The 16523-nt window shown below is 41.7% G+C and carries 16 protein-coding genes; 7 read left to right on the top strand and 9 right to left on the bottom strand.

Features of this window, described 5'->3' with window-relative positions:
• The first annotated feature begins 656 nt into the window (after positions 1 to 656).
• The 4 genes from PZB74_RS10085 (at position 657) to PZB74_RS10100 (ending at position 3963) form a co-directional block, all read left to right on the top strand.
• Entirely contained in the window at positions 657 to 2138 is a 1482-nt protein-coding gene (locus tag PZB74_RS10085) for a sulfatase (protein ID WP_302242475.1), read from the top strand.
• Between the two features lie 83 nt (positions 2139 to 2221).
• Complete coding sequence (locus PZB74_RS10090) at positions 2222 to 2752, top strand: 5' nucleotidase, NT5C type (RefSeq protein ID WP_302242476.1); 531 nt, start codon at positions 2222 to 2224, stop codon at positions 2750 to 2752.
• 97 nt (positions 2753 to 2849) lie between these two features.
• The gene (locus PZB74_RS10095; RefSeq protein WP_302242477.1) at positions 2850 to 3353 is read left to right on the top strand and encodes a DUF4112 domain-containing protein; all 504 of its coding nucleotides are present in this window, start codon (positions 2850 to 2852) and stop codon (positions 3351 to 3353) included.
• An 88-nt stretch (positions 3354 to 3441) separates the two neighbouring features.
• Positions 3442 to 3963 carry a flavin reductase family protein gene (locus PZB74_RS10100; RefSeq protein WP_302242478.1) on the top strand — a complete coding sequence of 174 codons (522 nt, stop codon included), beginning with the start codon at positions 3442 to 3444 and terminating at the stop codon, positions 3961 to 3963.
• A 72-nt stretch (positions 3964 to 4035) separates the two neighbouring features.
• Here the strand turns inward: PZB74_RS10100 and PZB74_RS10105 are convergent, their stop codons facing one another.
• The 9 genes from PZB74_RS10105 to PZB74_RS10145 form a co-directional block, all read right to left on the bottom strand.
• Positions 4036 to 4917 carry a zf-HC2 domain-containing protein gene (locus PZB74_RS10105; RefSeq protein ID WP_302242479.1) on the bottom strand — a complete coding sequence of 294 codons (882 nt, stop codon included), beginning with the start codon at positions 4915 to 4917 and terminating at the stop codon, positions 4036 to 4038.
• Between the two features lie 381 nt (positions 4918 to 5298).
• On the bottom strand, positions 5299 to 5670 hold the full coding sequence (locus tag PZB74_RS10110; protein WP_302242480.1) for a hypothetical protein: 372 nt from the start codon (positions 5668 to 5670) through the stop codon (positions 5299 to 5301).
• A gap of 70 nt (positions 5671 to 5740) precedes the next feature.
• The gene (locus PZB74_RS10115) at positions 5741 to 6511 is read right to left on the bottom strand and encodes a glucose 1-dehydrogenase (RefSeq protein ID WP_302242481.1); all 771 of its coding nucleotides are present in this window, start codon (positions 6509 to 6511) and stop codon (positions 5741 to 5743) included.
• Between the two features lie 95 nt (positions 6512 to 6606).
• Entirely contained in the window at positions 6607 to 6762 is a 156-nt protein-coding gene (locus PZB74_RS10120; protein WP_302242482.1) for a hypothetical protein, read from the bottom strand.
• A gap of 40 nt (positions 6763 to 6802) precedes the next feature.
• Positions 6803 to 8662, bottom strand: coding sequence for an STN domain-containing protein (locus PZB74_RS10125; protein ID WP_302242484.1), 1860 nt, complete (start codon positions 8660 to 8662; stop codon positions 6803 to 6805).
• A 26-nt stretch (positions 8663 to 8688) separates the two neighbouring features.
• Complete coding sequence (locus PZB74_RS10130; protein ID WP_302242485.1) at positions 8689 to 9732, bottom strand: FecR family protein; 1044 nt, start codon at positions 9730 to 9732, stop codon at positions 8689 to 8691.
• 64 nt (positions 9733 to 9796) lie between these two features.
• Complete coding sequence (locus PZB74_RS10135; RefSeq protein WP_302242486.1) at positions 9797 to 10468, bottom strand: RNA polymerase sigma-70 factor; 672 nt, start codon at positions 10466 to 10468, stop codon at positions 9797 to 9799.
• Between the two features lie 218 nt (positions 10469 to 10686).
• Positions 10687 to 11481: a zinc ribbon domain-containing protein gene (locus PZB74_RS10140; protein ID WP_302242487.1), complete on the bottom strand. Its 795-nt coding sequence runs from the start codon at positions 11479 to 11481 to the stop codon at positions 10687 to 10689.
• Between the two features lies 1 nt (position 11482).
• The gene (locus PZB74_RS10145) at positions 11483 to 12583 is read right to left on the bottom strand and encodes a Nif3-like dinuclear metal center hexameric protein (RefSeq protein ID WP_302242488.1); all 1101 of its coding nucleotides are present in this window, start codon (positions 12581 to 12583) and stop codon (positions 11483 to 11485) included.
• A gap of 73 nt (positions 12584 to 12656) precedes the next feature.
• Between PZB74_RS10145 and lpxK the strand changes: the two genes are divergently transcribed.
• The 3 genes from lpxK (at position 12657) to PZB74_RS10160 (ending at position 16406) form a co-directional block, all read left to right on the top strand.
• Complete coding sequence (lpxK, locus tag PZB74_RS10150; protein WP_302242489.1) at positions 12657 to 13754, top strand: tetraacyldisaccharide 4'-kinase; 1098 nt, start codon at positions 12657 to 12659, stop codon at positions 13752 to 13754.
• A 10-nt stretch (positions 13755 to 13764) separates the two neighbouring features.
• On the top strand, positions 13765 to 15726 hold the full coding sequence (locus tag PZB74_RS10155) for a putative porin (protein ID WP_302242490.1): 1962 nt from the start codon (positions 13765 to 13767) through the stop codon (positions 15724 to 15726).
• A 77-nt stretch (positions 15727 to 15803) separates the two neighbouring features.
• Positions 15804 to 16406 carry a MiaE family protein gene (locus PZB74_RS10160; protein WP_302242491.1) on the top strand — a complete coding sequence of 201 codons (603 nt, stop codon included), beginning with the start codon at positions 15804 to 15806 and terminating at the stop codon, positions 16404 to 16406.
• The last annotated feature ends 117 nt before the right edge of the window (positions 16407 to 16523 follow it).

Genomic DNA, 16523 nt, shown 5'->3' on the forward strand with positions numbered 1-16523 from the left:
AATGAGGAAGGAATTGAACAGAAAATTGATACAGATAACTGTATTATGCTTTGAATAATAGGAGCAAAATAAATGTTTTATCGTATATGTATAATGTTAAATATGAATAATTATATATAAATAATAGTAATATATAGCTATTAAAATTAAGTATTAAGAAGATATGTAAGGAGTGAAATTAATACTTACAGTGCACACAAAACATTTTAAATACCTGCTTATATTAGTAGGTTTTTTTATTGTAAACCTTGTAATATCAGTGAGTTGGACAATTTTAAGGAAGTATATACTTAAGTATATAAATCTATTTAAAGTAGTTGAAAGTGAGGAAATTTGTTACCCCCAAGCATGTTATTTTAAAAGTGTTATTTTTTATTTACCGCGTAAAATGCATGGGCTTGGCTGTTAACCATACTATCTAAGGTGTGAGTATTATCATCAAGGATTAACTAATTCGGAAATTTAGAATGTTTGTATTGCTTATGGTACAGCGAAGCAAAGATTATATAATACCCAAACACAATTTATCCGAAGTTTAAAAGCTCAAATTAAGGCGTAAATGCTCAAAGTAGGCTCTAAAAGTTTTGGAATAATATTTTTTGTTAACTTCAAAACTTAAGCTCAATACTATTTTTACAACCTATACTACTGTATTTATGAAGAAACTCCCGCTTTGGGTATTAATAGCAGCCCTACCAATTTCGCTTTTACTCAGCTGTACGGAGAGGAGCAAAGAAACAACCTCTGAGCCCCCTAATTTTGTGTTTATTCTGGTAGACGATCTGGGCTGGACAGATTTAAGTAGCTTTGGCAGTAACTTTTACGAGACTCCTAACATAGATGCGTTGGCAGCCAGTGGCATGAAATTTACCAATGCATATGCCGCCTGTCCTGTATGTTCGCCAACTCGCGCCAGTATTATGACGGGGAAGTATCCTGCTCGTATGGAAGCCACAGACTGGTTTGGCGCACCACAGCCCGATAATGTAGATAAGCACTGGACTAAAGATAAGCCCCTCCTTCCCGCTCCATATCTGGAACATATGAAGCCCGAAGAAAAAACACTGGCAGAAGCGTTTAAAGAAGCAGGATATGCTACTTTTTTTGCGGGCAAATGGCATTTGGGAGACGAAGAAAAATATTATCCTGAAGCTCAGGGGTTTGATGTAAATATTGGTGGCTATCATAGAGGTGGGCCATACACTGGTAATCGCTATTTCTCACCTTACGATAACCCAAAAATGACAAATGGCCCTGAAGGAGAGCATTTGCCGGATCGCCTGGCCGCAGAAACAGCAAGTTTTATCGAGCAACATAAAGACTCTTCGTTTCTGGCATATCTTTCTTTTTATTCGGTACATACACCATTAATGGCCAGAGAGGATCTTAAAGCAAAATACGAAGCAAAAAGGGATAGTTTAGGCTTGCAAGATAAGTGGGGAGAGGAGGGTGATCGTAAACACCGTTTGGTGCAAAGCCATGCCGTATACGCAGGCATGGTTGAAGCGATGGATCAGGCTGTGGGTAAGGTGTTAGCTCAGCTTGAGCAATCTGGTGTAGCTCACAATACTGTGGTTATTTTCATGTCAGATAATGGTGGTCTATCCACTTCAGAGGGGCACCCAACCACAAACCTGCCACTACGTGCTGGTAAAGGCTGGCTTTACGAAGGAGGAATACGAGAGCCTATGATTGTTCGTTGGCCTTCGGTAACTCAAGAAGGGAGTGAGAGCCAAGTACCTCTTACCAGTACCGATTTTTATCCTACCATGTTGGAAATCGCAGGTATTGAACTACAGCCAGATCAGCATAAAGACGGTAAAAGTTTTGTGAGTACTCTCAAAGGCTCAACTGAAAGCGTACACGATGCTATTTTCTGGCACTACCCTCATTACGGTAACCAGGGAGGTTCGCCTGGCTCTGCTATGCGCAAAGGAGACTGGAAGCTGATTCATTGGTACGAAGGCAATCGCTATGAGCTGTACAATCTGGCAAAAGATATAGGAGAAGAACATAATCTGGCAGAAGAGCACCCAGATAGATTAGCCAGCATGAAAGATGAACTACATCATTGGGTAGAAGAGGTAGGCGGAAAGATTCCTCAGCCTAACCCTAATGCTGCCAAAGCACAACTATAAGCTTTCATTAAAGTGAGCCTAAGACTGGAAAAACTTTTGAGACTTTTCATCTTTGTAGCTTACTATCAAATTTTTTTAAAGGCATGACAAAAAAAAGAGTAGCCATTGACATGGACGAAGTGATGGCGGATGCACTAGGTAAGCTTGTCCGCTTGTACGAAAAAGAATACGAGCCGGTAGACCCGGACAAATTACACGGAAAATTGCTTGAGCAGGCTATTAGACCGGAGCATTCTCATGTAGTAAGGGAGTACCTCTTTGACAAAGATTTTTTTAAAGATCTGGAAGTAATGCCCGACAGCCAGGAGGTTGTAAAGGCGATGCACGAACGATATGAAATATTTATTGTTACTGCCGCTATGGAATTTCCAGACTCGCTTTGGCACAAGTACAATTGGTTACAGGAGCACTTTCCATTTCTTCACTGGAAGAATTTTGTATTCTGTGGCGACAAAAGCATTATACAGGCTGACTATCTGATAGATGATCATCCTAAAAACCTGCTTACCTTCTCTGGTGAGCCAGTTATATTTACTTCTCCTCATAATGTGCATGAAACGCGTTTTCGCAGGGTAAACAACTGGAAGGAAGTAGGAGACATGTTTTTAGAATGAATGAATAACCTGCAAATAACTTCTTTGCTGCTAATTGTGTTATGCTTAGCAGCAAAGTGTTATTTGTAACGTTTGACACATACTAATTTTTTTAACTATGCAACATGCAGGATATACCAATACTTCCGGTACTAAGGAAGCCCCAGACCTGAGCTGGGTAGATAGTCTTACCCATTTGCTGGACAGCCGTTTTAAGCTGCCAGGCACTAACTTTCGTTTTGGACTAGACCCTATATTAGGTCTGATTCCAGGTATAGGCGATGCTACAAGTATGCTTATTTCAGGCGTGCTTATTTTGCATATGTACAGACATGGTGCCAGCCGAAAGGCTATCATTATGATGGTGGGCAATGTACTGCTGGATGCCATTATAGGTAGTATACCCATCGTGGGAAGTATCTTCGATTTTGCCTACAAAGCCAATGAGCGAAATATCAGGATAATGAAGCGGCACTACTACGAAGGTCGTTACCAGGGTAGGGGTACAGGTATGATGATTGTAGCAGGATTATTAATCTTGGGAGTAATTGTACTGATACTCTGGGGTACCTGGGAGATTGTATCCTGGTTATTTGAAAGTTTGCAGGGAGGGTTTTTATAGTGCAGCACACTTTATTTATCTGAACAACACATGTATCTGTTAGTTGATTAGTTAAAGAGATTTTTTGAACTAATAAATAGATATAGACATGGATAGAGAGATAAATAAAAATAATGAAGTATCTCAGGCACTTAAAAAAATTACTTACGGATATTATATAGTAACCTCTCGCAAAGATAGTGAAGAAATGTCTACGCGCGATAAGGATTTTGTAGCCGCAGGTACAATAAGTTGGGTGAGCCAGGGTTCTTTTGAGCCGCCGTTGGTAACAGTTGCAGTAAAAAAACAGTCAGATCTACACGAAACGATAGAGAAAAGCCGAAAATTCGCTATAAACATTGTAGGTAAAGACCATAAGGATATGCTATCTTCTTTTGCAAAAGATAGCACAGTGGAAGATAATAAGCTTAATGGCTTTTCTTTTACCGATGGGAAAACAGGATCTCCTATTTTGGATGATGTGCCAGCCTTTATAGAATGTGAAATACGAGAGGAGGTAACTATAGGCGACCACAGTATTTTTGTGGGAGAGGTAGTGAATGCAGGAACTCGTGATGCTGGTGCTGTACCACTTGTAGAGTGGGAAGCGGGTATGCATTACGGAGGATAAATTTAATATTAGAAATATTAGAGCAAAAAAATAAGGGGCCGTCAGGCCCCTTTCTTGTAGGTTTGAGCTATACTAACGTTGGTTAAGCTGACCAACACCATTATTCGGAATAGTCTGAATATTGAAAGCTTCAGGGCTTACTTCTGGTTCAGAAGCAGACTCTAACTTTTCAATCTTTTGCAAAGGCTGAGGAGTATTTTCTGCTACTTCAGTAGTCTTTTCCTCAGAAATTTTTTCTACCTCTTCTGTCTTCGCTTCTTCTGCATTGCTGCTTTCTTCTTTCTTGGTATCTGCCCCTGCAAGTTGAGATTTGTTTTCTTTCACCTTTACTTCTTCTTTAACCTTTTGCTCTGGTTTAGGAGTAGCCGCTTTAGGTTTAGAAGTTTCAGCTTTTGCCACTTTAGTCTGTGTGGGCTTAGGCTGTTCTTTTTTGACAGTTTTATGGGTCTCTTTTTTACTTTTTTGAGCTGGAGCAGCTTGAACTTCTTCTTTTTTATCTGTCTTTTTCTCTGTAGGGAGCGACGTACTTGCTTTTGTGTTTGTCTTGGCTTTGGGTTTTAGCTTTGGGAGTTCGCTGTCAGTTTTTTCTGTTTGAGAAATCAGGCTAAAATCCTTTTCTACCATAGCATTAAGAGCTACAAAAGAGAATACAAAAAGGGCAGTAACTGCGGCAGCCGCTCTTATTACTTTAATACGGCCGGTAGTAAAGCTACGCTTCTTGGGCTTTACGCTGCTCATGAGCTTTCCTTTCAGTTTAGCCATATGCGCTTTATAAGCTTCCTGCTCCTCGCTCTCTACATAGGCTACTATAGTAGTAGAGCACTGTACACAGTGCTTTAGGTGAACTTCTACTTCCTGCTCTTCACGAGCCGACAGTTTATTCTCCAAATAGCGGCGCATTTTGGATCGTGAAAGGTGCAGACTAAACTCCGTGGTTTTGTATTCCTTGCTCATTCTATGTTTACTTTTCTGTTAATAACTTATTGATTGCTTTGCGTGAACAAGCATGCTAATTCAATTTCTGTACCTCCTCAGCCAAAAAAACTAATGGGCTTAAGGATGATAGCTTTTTATGCTGTAATGAATTCACAGAAAATGATAAGTATACCGCAAAAAGTTAAATTAAAAAGAAGGTATATAATTTTTTCAAGATATAGTGCGTGTTGCTATATCTGTTAATATGCTTTACAATGAAGGAACGACCACTAAAATTAGGCTTTGCCAAGTTGAGCGTATTTAGGGGGTGCTTTAGTACTATTGTAAGATAAGTGTGACATTGCACATAAAAAAAGCCCGTCTATAAAGACGAGCTTAAATTATAGCTAGTGGATGAAGCTATTTTTCTTCAAAAAACTCATGGTTGAGCAAGCGGCTCAGCGTATCTACATGATCTTCCGGCTTAATATTTTGAATATCTAACTCAATCAGGTAATCGTGTCCAAGCAACATGACACGCTGTATTTCATCAGGGTTCTCCGGACGGCTATAATAGAGAGCCACATACTCGTCATTAGATACACCGTATTGGTTTAATATTTCTTTAATTTTATCTTCTACCCCAGCCTGATTTTTAGACGATAGAGCCAGGTATCTGATTTCATCATTATTCTCTTCATGATATCGGGGAAATGCGGATTTGATTTTTTGCTCAAACGACTCCTGTTCCTCCTCATTCTTAAAATGTGAAATAATTATATAATTTGTCATATATGGAATAGATTAAAAAATTGTCAATTAACTGAAAACAGAACTGGAAAAGCCTAAAAAAGTTATCAAACTAATGTTCGTAGATCATTTTTACGGTCATTCCACCATCTATTACCAGATTTTGTCCACTGATAAAAGTAGATTCTCCTGAGCACAAAAAGACTGCCGCTCTACCTATATCTTCGGGAGTACCTACCCGCCCAACTAGATGCTGCTCTTTATCAACCTGTCGATGAGTAACTTCCTCTCTCTCCGAAGCTTTTTTCCAGTCTCTTACCTCTATCCATCCCGGACTGATAGCATTTACCCTTACATAAGGAGCCAGACTATTGGCTAAAGCATGGGTAATGGCTACAATACCTCCCTTACTGGCTGCATAAGCCTCTGAATCGGGTTCTGACATAAGGGCACGGGTAGATGCTATATTTACAATGACTCCACTACCACTTTGTTTCAGATAAGTGGAGGCGTATTTACTACAAACAAATACACTACGAAGATTAGTGGATAATATGGTGTCAAATTCTTCTACACTCAGCTCCTCCATAGGTTTGAAGCGGGAAAGTCCGGCATTGTTGATTAGAAAATCTATTCTTTCCTGCTGGTTTGCGACCTCTTGGATCATATGCTGAATAGATGATTCCTGAGCTACATCACAGGAAATATAAGTAGCTTTTCCTCCCTTATCGGTAATCCATTTTTGAGTTTCCAGTCCTGCTTCTTCATCTTTTTCCGCGATGATAACATGTACTTCGTGGTGAGAAAATGCCTGAGCAATAGCTTTTCCTATGCCTTGTCCGGCTCCGGTGACAATGGCTACTTTATTAGCAAATGTATTCATGTATGCTTAACTAACTGTAAGTAGACGAGTTTTAAAAAATAGCGTGCCTGGCATAAAAAAGTCAGAAGCTGAAGAGACTTCTGACTTGTTACAAATTAGGCAGTGAGCTTATGCGTTTGTATCAAAGATTTTTTTTGTTTTAGCCCCTGTTTTTCAAATTCATCAAAAAGCTTGATGGACTCATCCCAACCGCGAGCGTAGCTCATGTTAATCATTAGCAAGTAATTTCGGACAGCAGTATATCTTTTCATTATAAAAAAGTTGAAGTGGGGAAAAAGATTGATTTAACTATTAGAATCTTAAGCCGACATGAAAGCCAGGCCACATCTTTACGTTGGTTTTATTATTATAAGTTCTGTCAAAGGTTGTCCAGAGAGCCAAGTCTGAGCCGATGCTACCATCTGAAAAGTTTTCTCTCTGAGAGACCATTACGTTAAAAGTAGGCGCTACGGCAATGCCAAAGTGTTCTGAAAACTGATGAGTATATCCAATTTTAAAAGTGTTCAGCAGGTTAAGTTGTGTTTCCTCAAATATCTGGTCTTCTCCTTCCTGTATCTGAAAGCTAAGCAGCTCAATATTGAGAAAATCTCTGGAAGCTAAGCTAAACTGAGTACCTGCACCATAGCCAAAACCCCAACGAAAATCGTCTGCTGCAAATTGAGAAGTAATCGCAAAGATGTTGTAAAACTTCTCAACACCTATTTTAAAACCGGCATTGGCATGCATACTTTCACTACTCCAGATCTCCAACTTACGGTAGCCATTTTTACGGACTATACTTAAAAAACCAATAGGCAATCCATCCACGCTGTCTGCCACATTAAATACACCCAGCTGAAGTCCTTTAAGGTTTCGGGCAAAGTTCATAAAAACTGAGGCCTGAAGCCCATTAACATCTCCGCTGGCAATATTCATAAAGCCTGCAAGCTGTACGTTTACATCATGGCTATAATTGATAAAGCCTGAGCCTTGTCCACCTTCCAGATCTCCAGAAACAAAATTGGCAAAGCCAGCCCCCTGAAAAGCATTAGCATCATCAGTAATAACATTCATAAAACCAGCGAGTTGTGCTCCTTTAGTTTTGCCAGTGGCCATATTCATAAACCCCGAACTTTGCACACCCTCAACTTCACTGGCCGCCGTATTAAGGAAACCCGACAATTGTGCACCTTTCATATTTCCTCCGTTTACGTTCAGGAAACCGGCAAACTGCGCTCCGTCTACGTCGTTCTTTACTACATTAAAAAAACCGCCAAATTGAGCGCCATTCATAAAGTCATTCTCAATATTGCCAAAACCCGAAAACTCTACCCCGTCTAGCCCGGCGGCATAGCCAACCAATAGATGTAGAGATAACTCATTTACGTACTTACCCGCACTGGCACCATTGGTACTTAGTGGATAAATGAGCCCCAGGTGAAAGCTTTTTCTTTCATAATCATCTTCATCTTCTCCTGGTATTTTCTGAAACAGATTTCTGAGCCCTACACCAACTTTCTTAAGTTTTTCACCTAGCACATTGGTGTCTTCTTTCTTATTAGTCGGTATAGTATGGCGTTTATTTTGGGTGTCAGGTAGTTTTTCTACTTTCTCTTCTTCTATGCTTAAGGGGGTAGAAGAAGGTGTTTCTTCTATATTGTTTTCCTCTGGGAGCGTAATGGGCGGTGTAGCCTTATTGATAGAGGCAGTAGCTGTTTTTTCGCTCTCTGCCTGTATGGTATCTTTCTCTATGTCCTTTGTCCTGCTACTTTCAGATGGTAGTTTAGGAGCAGCTTTAGGTGAAGGAGCTGTGGTTTTTTCCTGCGTTTGGGGCAGGCGTACCTGTTTCCTGGCTTTTTGAGGATTGTTTTTCAGAATTACCTGTCCACTTACTACCTGATAGGAGATTTGAGTTTCTTCCAGCAGCTTGTCAAGAGCAAGGTAGAGGGGCTGGTTTTGTAAGTTTATGCTTACCTCAATGCTATCTGGAATTTCATTGTTTAGATAAGAGAAACGTATGTCATACTCTTCCTGAATACCTTGTAGCACCTCTACAATAGTGGCATTATGGTAGCTAAGGCTAACCCTTCGGTTGAGTAGGTCCAGCTGTACCGGAGAGGTGTAGGCAGCGAGGCAAAGCCAGGCCGTATAAATGATCGTAGCCAATTTCATCGTGTTTGTTGGTTTATTATTTACACTTATTGGCAACCTTTACCCGTAAGGAGGTATTGCTGCTCCCCCTGCTTTTCAAAAGACAGGTTTACGGTGATGGAAAGCACGTAGAGTATATCTTCTAGGTTCTCTCCCTCAAAAGTTGCTGAATAACGGCAGTTGGCCAGATCGGGATTTGTCAATTCAATATCTGTATGATACACCTCTTGTAAGGTGCGGATCACTTCTTTCAGGCTGGTATTCTGAAACTGAATATGCTGATTTTGCCAGGCTCTAAAGTTAAGGTCTTCAATAGGCTCCTTCTTTTCTATCGTATGGCTTTCTGCAGACATTACTGCTTCATAGCCAGGCTCCAGAAAGATGGCATTGTCTTCTGCTGCCGGAGAAAAAGCTACTTTGCCACTTACTACCTGCACCTTTACCGGTTCATCGGGGTAAGCATACACATTAAAAGAAGTACCAATCACTTCAGTTTTAGCACCTTCACTAAAGATGGTAAAGCGCCGTCCTTCTGCTTCCTTTACATCAAAAAAGGCTTCTCCACTCATATAAATTACCCTGTGATTTACATCAAAATTTGCAGCATAGCGCACTTCAGTGTTTTCGTTTAACCATACCTGGCTACTATCAGGAAGCCAGAGCATGCGGCTTTCGTCTTTGCCTGTGCTAATGGTAAGCATATCTGTATCTTCTGCGGAACCCCACCACCAAACCCCCAGGCTTAGCAGTATGGCTACCGAAGCGGCCACAGCTGCCCAGCTTGAGTAGCTAAATTTCCGCTGACGAGCCAGGGGCTTCAGATGATTGCCTTTTGCCGAAGACTTAACGTAGTGATCCCGCTCGCTTTCCATGCGAAACTTGAAACGCTGCCAGCCTTTGTCTACCTCCGGTTGATAGTCATCGGCTGGGCGGGGCGCTTCGTCCCACATACGTTGTATCTGCTCAAAAGAGGCTTCATTATCAGGGTGGCTCTTTCGCCAGGTCTTAAGCTTTTGCTCCTCCCCGGGGCTGAGGTCATCACTTAGATACTTTGCTACCAGTGACCAGATATCATTTTGAGCTTGTCCCATAAATCTATCCAACTATCATTAATACAGGCGAGCTTAAGTTTACCCTACCTCGGTTATTAAAAATTTATGCAGAATGGTTAATAAAACTTTGCAAATAGTTACGCATTAGTTTGAGCGCCTTGCTCATATGCTTTTCTACTGCTTTAATTGAAATATCCAGCTGCTCCGAAATTTCGGCATAGCTTAATTCCTCATAACGGCTGAGGGCAAAAACAGTACGGCACTTAGGAGGTAGGGCATCCACTGCCTGGCTAATTCTTTGACTTACCTCCTGCTGGCGAAGAGTCTCCTCTGTGCTATTGCAGCTGAAGCGAATATCGTCGTGGTCGCTTTCTTCCATAGCAGTATTTCTACGACTTTTTTCCAGGTAATTCAGTGCCGTGTTTACCGAAGAGCGGAAGAGGTAAGACTTAATAGACTGGCTTAGGTCCAGCTGATCTCTACGGCGCCATACTTTCAAAAACACATCCTGTACGATGTCTTCTGCCGCTTCAGTGTCATGCGTGATGTTATAGACCGTTTTGCATAGAGGAGCATAGTAGGTACGAAAGAGGTACTCCATAAACTTGTCTTCATCCTCCTCCTTAAGGTTAAGCAGGTATTGGCTTTCCTGTTCTTCTGTAGCCGCATAGTAGGCCTTAGGTCGGAATTTGCTATATGAAGCAAAAAGGAATGCTCCTATACGAAAATGTTCTAACAAAAATGCTAAGGCAAGCGATGGCTGTTGAGTAAACATTGTGGGGGCCAGTCAGAATATTGGTAGATCAGTTAGCAAGTATCAAGCCCACCTTACCAATAGATGTGCCAGATGGCTAAGGTAGCAAAGCAACAGCTAAATCGGGTTTACGGATAATAAAAATGTTCGGTAACGGGCAAAAATGTTCGTAAACGGACAAAAAAAGGGTAGTAACTAATAGCTACTACCCAGACGTTTTTTAGTATTGCTGAGGGCAATTATTTTCTTTTGCCTCTTCTGCCTTTAGGTTCTTCTTCTATCTCTTCTTCCTCTACATCAGCGAGTATACGGCCAGAGTACTCATCAAAAATAATACGTTTTTTCTCTTTGATCTCTACCAGACGCTGAGGAGGAATGATAATGTTACAACCTTCAGCAGCACCTTTTTTCACCTTTACTACAGCAAGGCCATTGGTAAGGCTATTGCGCAGCTTTTCGTAGTAGCGATAAAGTTTTTCGTCTATTTCTATAATTTCGTTTACTACACGCTCGCGTTCTTTGCCTAGTTTGTCTTCATCCTCCTGGCTTTCTTCTACAATCTTCTCCAACTCCTGACGCTTGCTTTCCAGATCTTTGGTGCGGTGGTCTATCAGGTCTTTGGTAGTATTGATCTCTTCTTTCTTGGCTTCAATCTTAGCATACCCCTCTTTAATGCGCTTTTCTGAAATTTGAATTTCCAGATTCTGTAGTTCTATTTCTTTAGTGATGGCGTCGTACTCACGGTTGTTACGAACGTTCATCTGCTGCTCTCCGTATTTCTTGATGAGCTCTTCAGCTTTCTTTATGGCGGCACGGTTCCCTTCTATCTCCTGCTCCATATTCTCCACATCGTTCTCAAATTTATCAAGACGAGTCTGGTATCCGGCAATCTCATCTTCCAGGTCACTTACCTCTTCCGGCAAAGCTCCACGAATCTTCTTGATATCGTCCAGCTCTAGGTCAATGCCTTGCAATTTGAGGAGGGTATCTAGCTTATCAGCTACCGTCTTTTGTTGTGCTGTTGAACTTTCCATATTACTTGTAGTAAAATATTGGGTTTGTATTGGTCTTAGCCAAATGAACTGCGAAATTAACAAATTTCCGGGACAATAATTCCATTATCAGCTCTTTTGTGTAAACTTCACTTTCATAATGCCCTATATCTGCGATCATTAGCTTTTCTTCGGCATCAAAAAACTCATGATATTTGTAGTCCGCGGTTACAAAAGCATCGGCTTGCTGGCGGATTGCATAAGGCAGAAGAAAACTTCCGGCACCTCCACACACCGCTACTTTTTTGATGTCGCGTGCTGGTGCCTGGGTGTAGCGGATACAGTTCAGCGCCATACTTTCTTTTAAATGCGCCAGAAATGTTTTGCCTGACATAGGTTGGGCTAAGGTACCAATCATACCGGAGCCTACATCCTGGTTATTGTTCTCCAGCCTATGCAGATAATAAGCTACCTCTTCGTAAGGGTGAGCTTTACGCATAGCAGCAAGCACCTGCCCAGCTATGGGCGCAGGAAAAATCACCTCTATCCGTTTTTCATCTACCTTCTCTAGCTTGCCTGGTTCGCCTATGCTGGGGTTTGCCTCTTCATTAGGCTGAAAAGTACCAGTGCCCTCCATCTGAAAACTACAATTGGTGTAATTACCAATGTTGCCTGCTCCGGCATTGCTCAGTGCCTGTAGTAACTCTTCGCTTTGGGCATGAGGTACATAAACAGTGAGTTTGTTAAGGATTTGAGTTTTGGGCAATAAAATGTGCGGATTCTGTAAGCCAATTTTATCACAGATCTTACGATTTACCCCTTGCTTTACATTGTCCAGATTGGTATGAATGGCATAGATAGCTACGTCATTTTTTATGGCTTTAATGACAGTACGCTCAATATAATTGCGCCCGGTGAGGCTTTTTAACCCTCTGAAAACTATGGGGTGGTGAGATATAATCATATTGCATCCTTGCGCAATAGCTTCTTCTACTACATCTTCCGTAGTATCCAGGCTTACAAGTATAGCTTTTACCTCTTCATTTTGGTTACCGCAGATGAGCCCTGAGTTATCATAGCTCTCCTGGTAGGCGCGGGGTGCTATACCTTCCAGATGGGCTATTACTTCTTTTATCTTGGTCATAGCTTTATAAGTGTTTGATAGGAGCTTTGTTTTACGTTATTTCGCAATAATTTTTGCAAAAGATATAGAGAATTTGTCGCAAAGAAACAACAGCGGAACGAGAAGCTTGCTAACTCCCTTACGATGGAGTCTGGCACCACTGGCCGGATTGTACTGGGCAGCCACCTCTCTACGCAATCATTTGTATGATATCGGTTACTCGCGTTCCCTTTCTTTTGAACCTTTGATTATCAGTGTTGGCAATCTAAGTGTTGGAGGTACCGGCAAGTCACCTATGATTGAATGTCTGGTACGCATGCTACGTAAAGATTACCCACTGGCAGTGCTAAGCAGAGGCTACCGCCGTAAAACGCAGGGCATCCGCATTGCCAGTGAAGCCGACAATGCAGAAACGCTGGGGGACGAACCCTATCAGTTTTACAGAAAGTTTACTCGCGAAACAGAAGGACACCGTGTAGTGGTAGCTGTAGGAGAGGAGAGAGCTTTGGCTATTCCAGAAATTTTACACCATCACCCTGAAGTCAAAATTATTCTATTGGACGATGCTTTTCAGCACCGTGCTGTTAAACCCGACCTGCAAATTTTGCTTACTACTTATCAGCGACCTTTTTATCAGGATCATGTATTACCTTTGGGCCTGTTGAGAGAAAGCCGTAAGGGAGCGCAGAGAGCAGATGTGGTAGTGGTAACCAAATGTCCAAAGCACTTAGAAGAGAATGAGCAAAAAAATATAGCTGAAAAGGTGCAGGCTTATAGTGGTAAAAATGTAGCAGTATTTTTTTCTTCCATAGATTATCAGCAGCCTGAGGCTGTTTTTGGTACGGATGGTTTGCAGGAGCCACTACTACTTTTTTCAGGCCTTGCCAATGCAGACTCCTTTGATGAGTATGTACGCCAACAATTTAGTGTAAAAGAACATATAAGATGGGGAGATCATCATCGTTATACCGATTCAGATAAAAAGAAGCTGCAAAAAGTAATGGAAGCCAAAGCGATAAAAAGCCTGCTTACAACAGAAAAAGATATGGTTAAGCTGGTTGGGGAAGAGGAAGCAAAGCTGTGGAAGGAGCTGCCACTTTTTTACCTGCCTATACGCTTAGCTTTTTTAAGCCAGCAGAATAGCTTTCAGCAATATATTAGTGAGTCCATACGATCAATAGAAAAAGCATAATCATACTGTTTTGAATAAAAAGCTTGTCCACTTTATCCTTTTTCTTGGCATCAGCCTGATGCTTCATGATTTTGTACATGCCCAGCGAGTGGTAATTCCCGGAGAAACCGACGAGCGCAAGGAGAGCGAAGATTCTGTACAATATGGTCCTAACACTACTACCTATATCTACAAAGACGCTTTTAAATATAATAGAATTGCGTACGATACGGTAGATACACTCATACAGTTTGCCCACCGCTACGATCGTGTGGAGAGCGCCGGTAGCAAGCGCCAGTATCTGGGTACTTTAGGTACTGCCAGTAGACCTATTTTTCCGATAGTGCCTACCATAAGTGGAGCTACTTCTGGCCTTACTGCTTATGACGATTACGTAACCACGCCAGAAGAGGTGAAGTACTACAATACCCTTTCTCCTTTTTCTCAGCTCTACCTTACTTTCGGAGGGGACAACCGAAATGTGGTAGATGTGGATTTTGCCCGTAATATCACACCCAACTGGAGCCTGGGTGCCGCTATTCGTACTATTACGGCAGATAAGCAGACAGCACGTGCCTCCAGAGGCGATCGCCGTTCAGAGTCTTACTACCTGGAGTTCTATACATTTTACAAATCTCAGAATGAGCGTTATCGCCTGATGGCTCACTTTGGCAGGCTCAACCACAAAATTGACGAAACGGGAGGAGTAGTAGGTAATCCTTTTGACGAAAACCTGCTAGAAGAATATTTTCGCTACAACAATTCTGAAATCTACCTTCGCGATTTTGTCAATCAGGAGTATCGCTTCAACTACCACATTTATCATGAATATGCTCTTAACGAGCAATTACAACTCTACCATGAGATGGACCGCAAACACCAGAATGTGTTTTGGTTGTATGAGCCCAGTAGCGGAATAGATCCTGACTATTATTTTACGACTATCCTCAGAGATTCTACTTTTACCGCTGACAGAATTTACTATGACGAGTGGGATACTGAACTTGGGCTAAAAGGTAAGCTGGCAGCCCTTTTTTATAGTGTGCATTATCGGATGCGCCGCCCCAGTATTGATTATGTATTTGCTCCGGATACTGCTGACCTGGAACTGTACGGGGGCTTTGACCTGCGCTTAGACTTAGGCGAGAACACCTCTTTGCAAAGTGGAGCCGATTATCGTTCTACTCAAAACTACCGGGTAGAGGCGGCTTTTACCAACCCCATCCTTAAGGGAAGTTATATACGCTCTCGTAATCTGCCATCATATATGTCGTTGCGTTACCAGGGAAACCATAGCAGATGGGAGAATGATTTTGAGCCTATGGGTATGGATCAGATCAAAGGCTCTATAGAGTACCAGTTTCCATTTATCTACCTTAGGCCTTTTATTACCCTTACTAATGTCAACAAGCCGATATATTATCAGCGTGCTACATCCGTAGAAGCAGATTCAAGTCGGCAGGCTGTACCGGTGCAGGCAGATGGAGCGGCACAGATACTTTCGCCCGGACTTGAGTTTTCTTTTGATTTTTTAAAGAAGATGCACTTTAAAGGAGAGGCAATTTATACCCTCACTACCGGAAAAGCCAGCGAAGCATTTGCCATCCCTTCTATCTACACCTACGGTAGCCTCTATTATCAGAGTAAACTTATAGATGACAAAGTAACCCTGCAGCTAGGGTTAGACTTTCAGCTTACACCATCCTACCTATCGTATGATTATGATGTAGCAACCCAGCAGTTTTTTACCCAACAGCAGATTTACGGAACAAACAACCAACTGTTAGACAACTTTGAAGCGCCCATGCCCACTGAAATTGGTTATGTAGTGGTAGATGCCTTCTTGAATTTGAAAGTACGCACGGCTATCGTTTATGTTAAGATGCCTTACGTAAATCAGGGTATGGTAGAGAATGGCTATTTTACTACGCCCTATTATGTGGGGCAGCCTCGTGTATTAGATTTAGGGATCAAATGGATGTTCTTTGATTAGCGCACTTTTGCCTTATTACGCTTGTTAAAGCCATACATAAGATAGTATCTTTCGGCCCTTATTAGACATTTGATAGCATGATAGAGCCCAAGCAAACCATCCTGAAATTGCAACTGCCCACCGATCCGCGTTGGGTAAGCCTGGTAGACGAAAATCTGGAAGAAGTATTGGTAGACCATGCCTACTGCGAACAAAAGGCGGCTTCTTCTTGCATCTCCCTAATTATTCAGTTTCCTGATCGTGATAAGTTAGTAGAAATATTAACACCTATAGTAGCGGAAGAGTGGGAACACTTTAGCCGTGTAATAGATCAGCTGCGGAAAAGAGGCTATAAGCTGGGTAAAAAACGAACAGATGCCTATGTAGTAGAGCTTTCCAAGCATGAGCGTAAAGGCGACAAAATAGAGCGCCAGCTTATGGATAAGCTACTGATCAATGCGCTGATAGAAGCCCGTAGCTGTGAGCGCTTTAAAATTTTATGGAAAAACCTGAGGGACGAAGAGCTTAAGCAGTTCTATTATGAGCTAATGGCTTCAGAGGCAGGGCATTATGTGACATTCATCAAACTGGCGAAAGAGTATATGCCAGAAGAAGTAGTAAAGGAGCGCTGGGCAGAGCTTCTGGAAATAGAAGCTGATATTATCAGCCGGATGGAAGTTCGTTCGGACAGAATGCACTAAAGGTACAAGTAATTCAGGCTTACAGGAAAATACGGATTAATACTAAGGTGTATTATATCCCCAGCTTTTTTCTTCCTGATTTTCAATTTTTTAGCCAATTTAAGCGTTTCTTTTCTA

The organism is Porifericola rhodea (genome assembly GCF_030506305.1).
GTDB classification, from domain to species: Bacteria; Bacteroidota; Bacteroidia; order Cytophagales; family Cyclobacteriaceae; genus Catalinimonas; species Catalinimonas rhodea.

Excerpts from the sequence above, each read along its gene's own strand:
- PZB74_RS10105 (WP_302242479.1), bottom strand. The coding sequence starts at position 4,917 with ATGAGCAAGGAATACAAAACCACGGAGTTTAGTCTGCACCTTTCACGA.
- PZB74_RS10145 (WP_302242488.1), bottom strand. The coding sequence starts at position 12,583 with ATGACCAAGATAAAAGAAGTAATAGCCCATCTGGAAGGTATAGCACCC.
- PZB74_RS10095 (WP_302242477.1), top strand. The coding sequence starts at position 2,850 with ATGCAACATGCAGGATATACCAATACTTCCGGTACTAAGGAAGCCCCA.
- PZB74_RS10100 (WP_302242478.1), top strand. The coding sequence starts at position 3,442 with ATGGATAGAGAGATAAATAAAAATAATGAAGTATCTCAGGCACTTAAA.
- PZB74_RS10090 (WP_302242476.1), top strand. The coding sequence starts at position 2,222 with ATGACAAAAAAAAGAGTAGCCATTGACATGGACGAAGTGATGGCGGAT.
- PZB74_RS10085 (WP_302242475.1), top strand. The coding sequence starts at position 657 with ATGAAGAAACTCCCGCTTTGGGTATTAATAGCAGCCCTACCAATTTCG.
- PZB74_RS10125 (WP_302242484.1), bottom strand. The coding sequence starts at position 8,662 with ATGAAATTGGCTACGATCATTTATACGGCCTGGCTTTGCCTCGCTGCC.
- PZB74_RS10130 (WP_302242485.1), bottom strand. The coding sequence starts at position 9,732 with ATGGGACAAGCTCAAAATGATATCTGGTCACTGGTAGCAAAGTATCTA.
- PZB74_RS10135 (WP_302242486.1), bottom strand. The coding sequence starts at position 10,468 with ATGTTTACTCAACAGCCATCGCTTGCCTTAGCATTTTTGTTAGAACAT.
- PZB74_RS10120 (WP_302242482.1), bottom strand. The coding sequence starts at position 6,762 with ATGAAAAGATATACTGCTGTCCGAAATTACTTGCTAATGATTAACATG.
- PZB74_RS10160 (WP_302242491.1), top strand. The coding sequence starts at position 15,804 with ATGATAGAGCCCAAGCAAACCATCCTGAAATTGCAACTGCCCACCGAT.
- PZB74_RS10110 (WP_302242480.1), bottom strand. The coding sequence starts at position 5,670 with ATGACAAATTATATAATTATTTCACATTTTAAGAATGAGGAGGAACAG.
- PZB74_RS10140 (WP_302242487.1), bottom strand. The coding sequence starts at position 11,481 with ATGGAAAGTTCAACAGCACAACAAAAGACGGTAGCTGATAAGCTAGAT.
- PZB74_RS10115 (WP_302242481.1), bottom strand. The coding sequence starts at position 6,511 with ATGAATACATTTGCTAATAAAGTAGCCATTGTCACCGGAGCCGGACAA.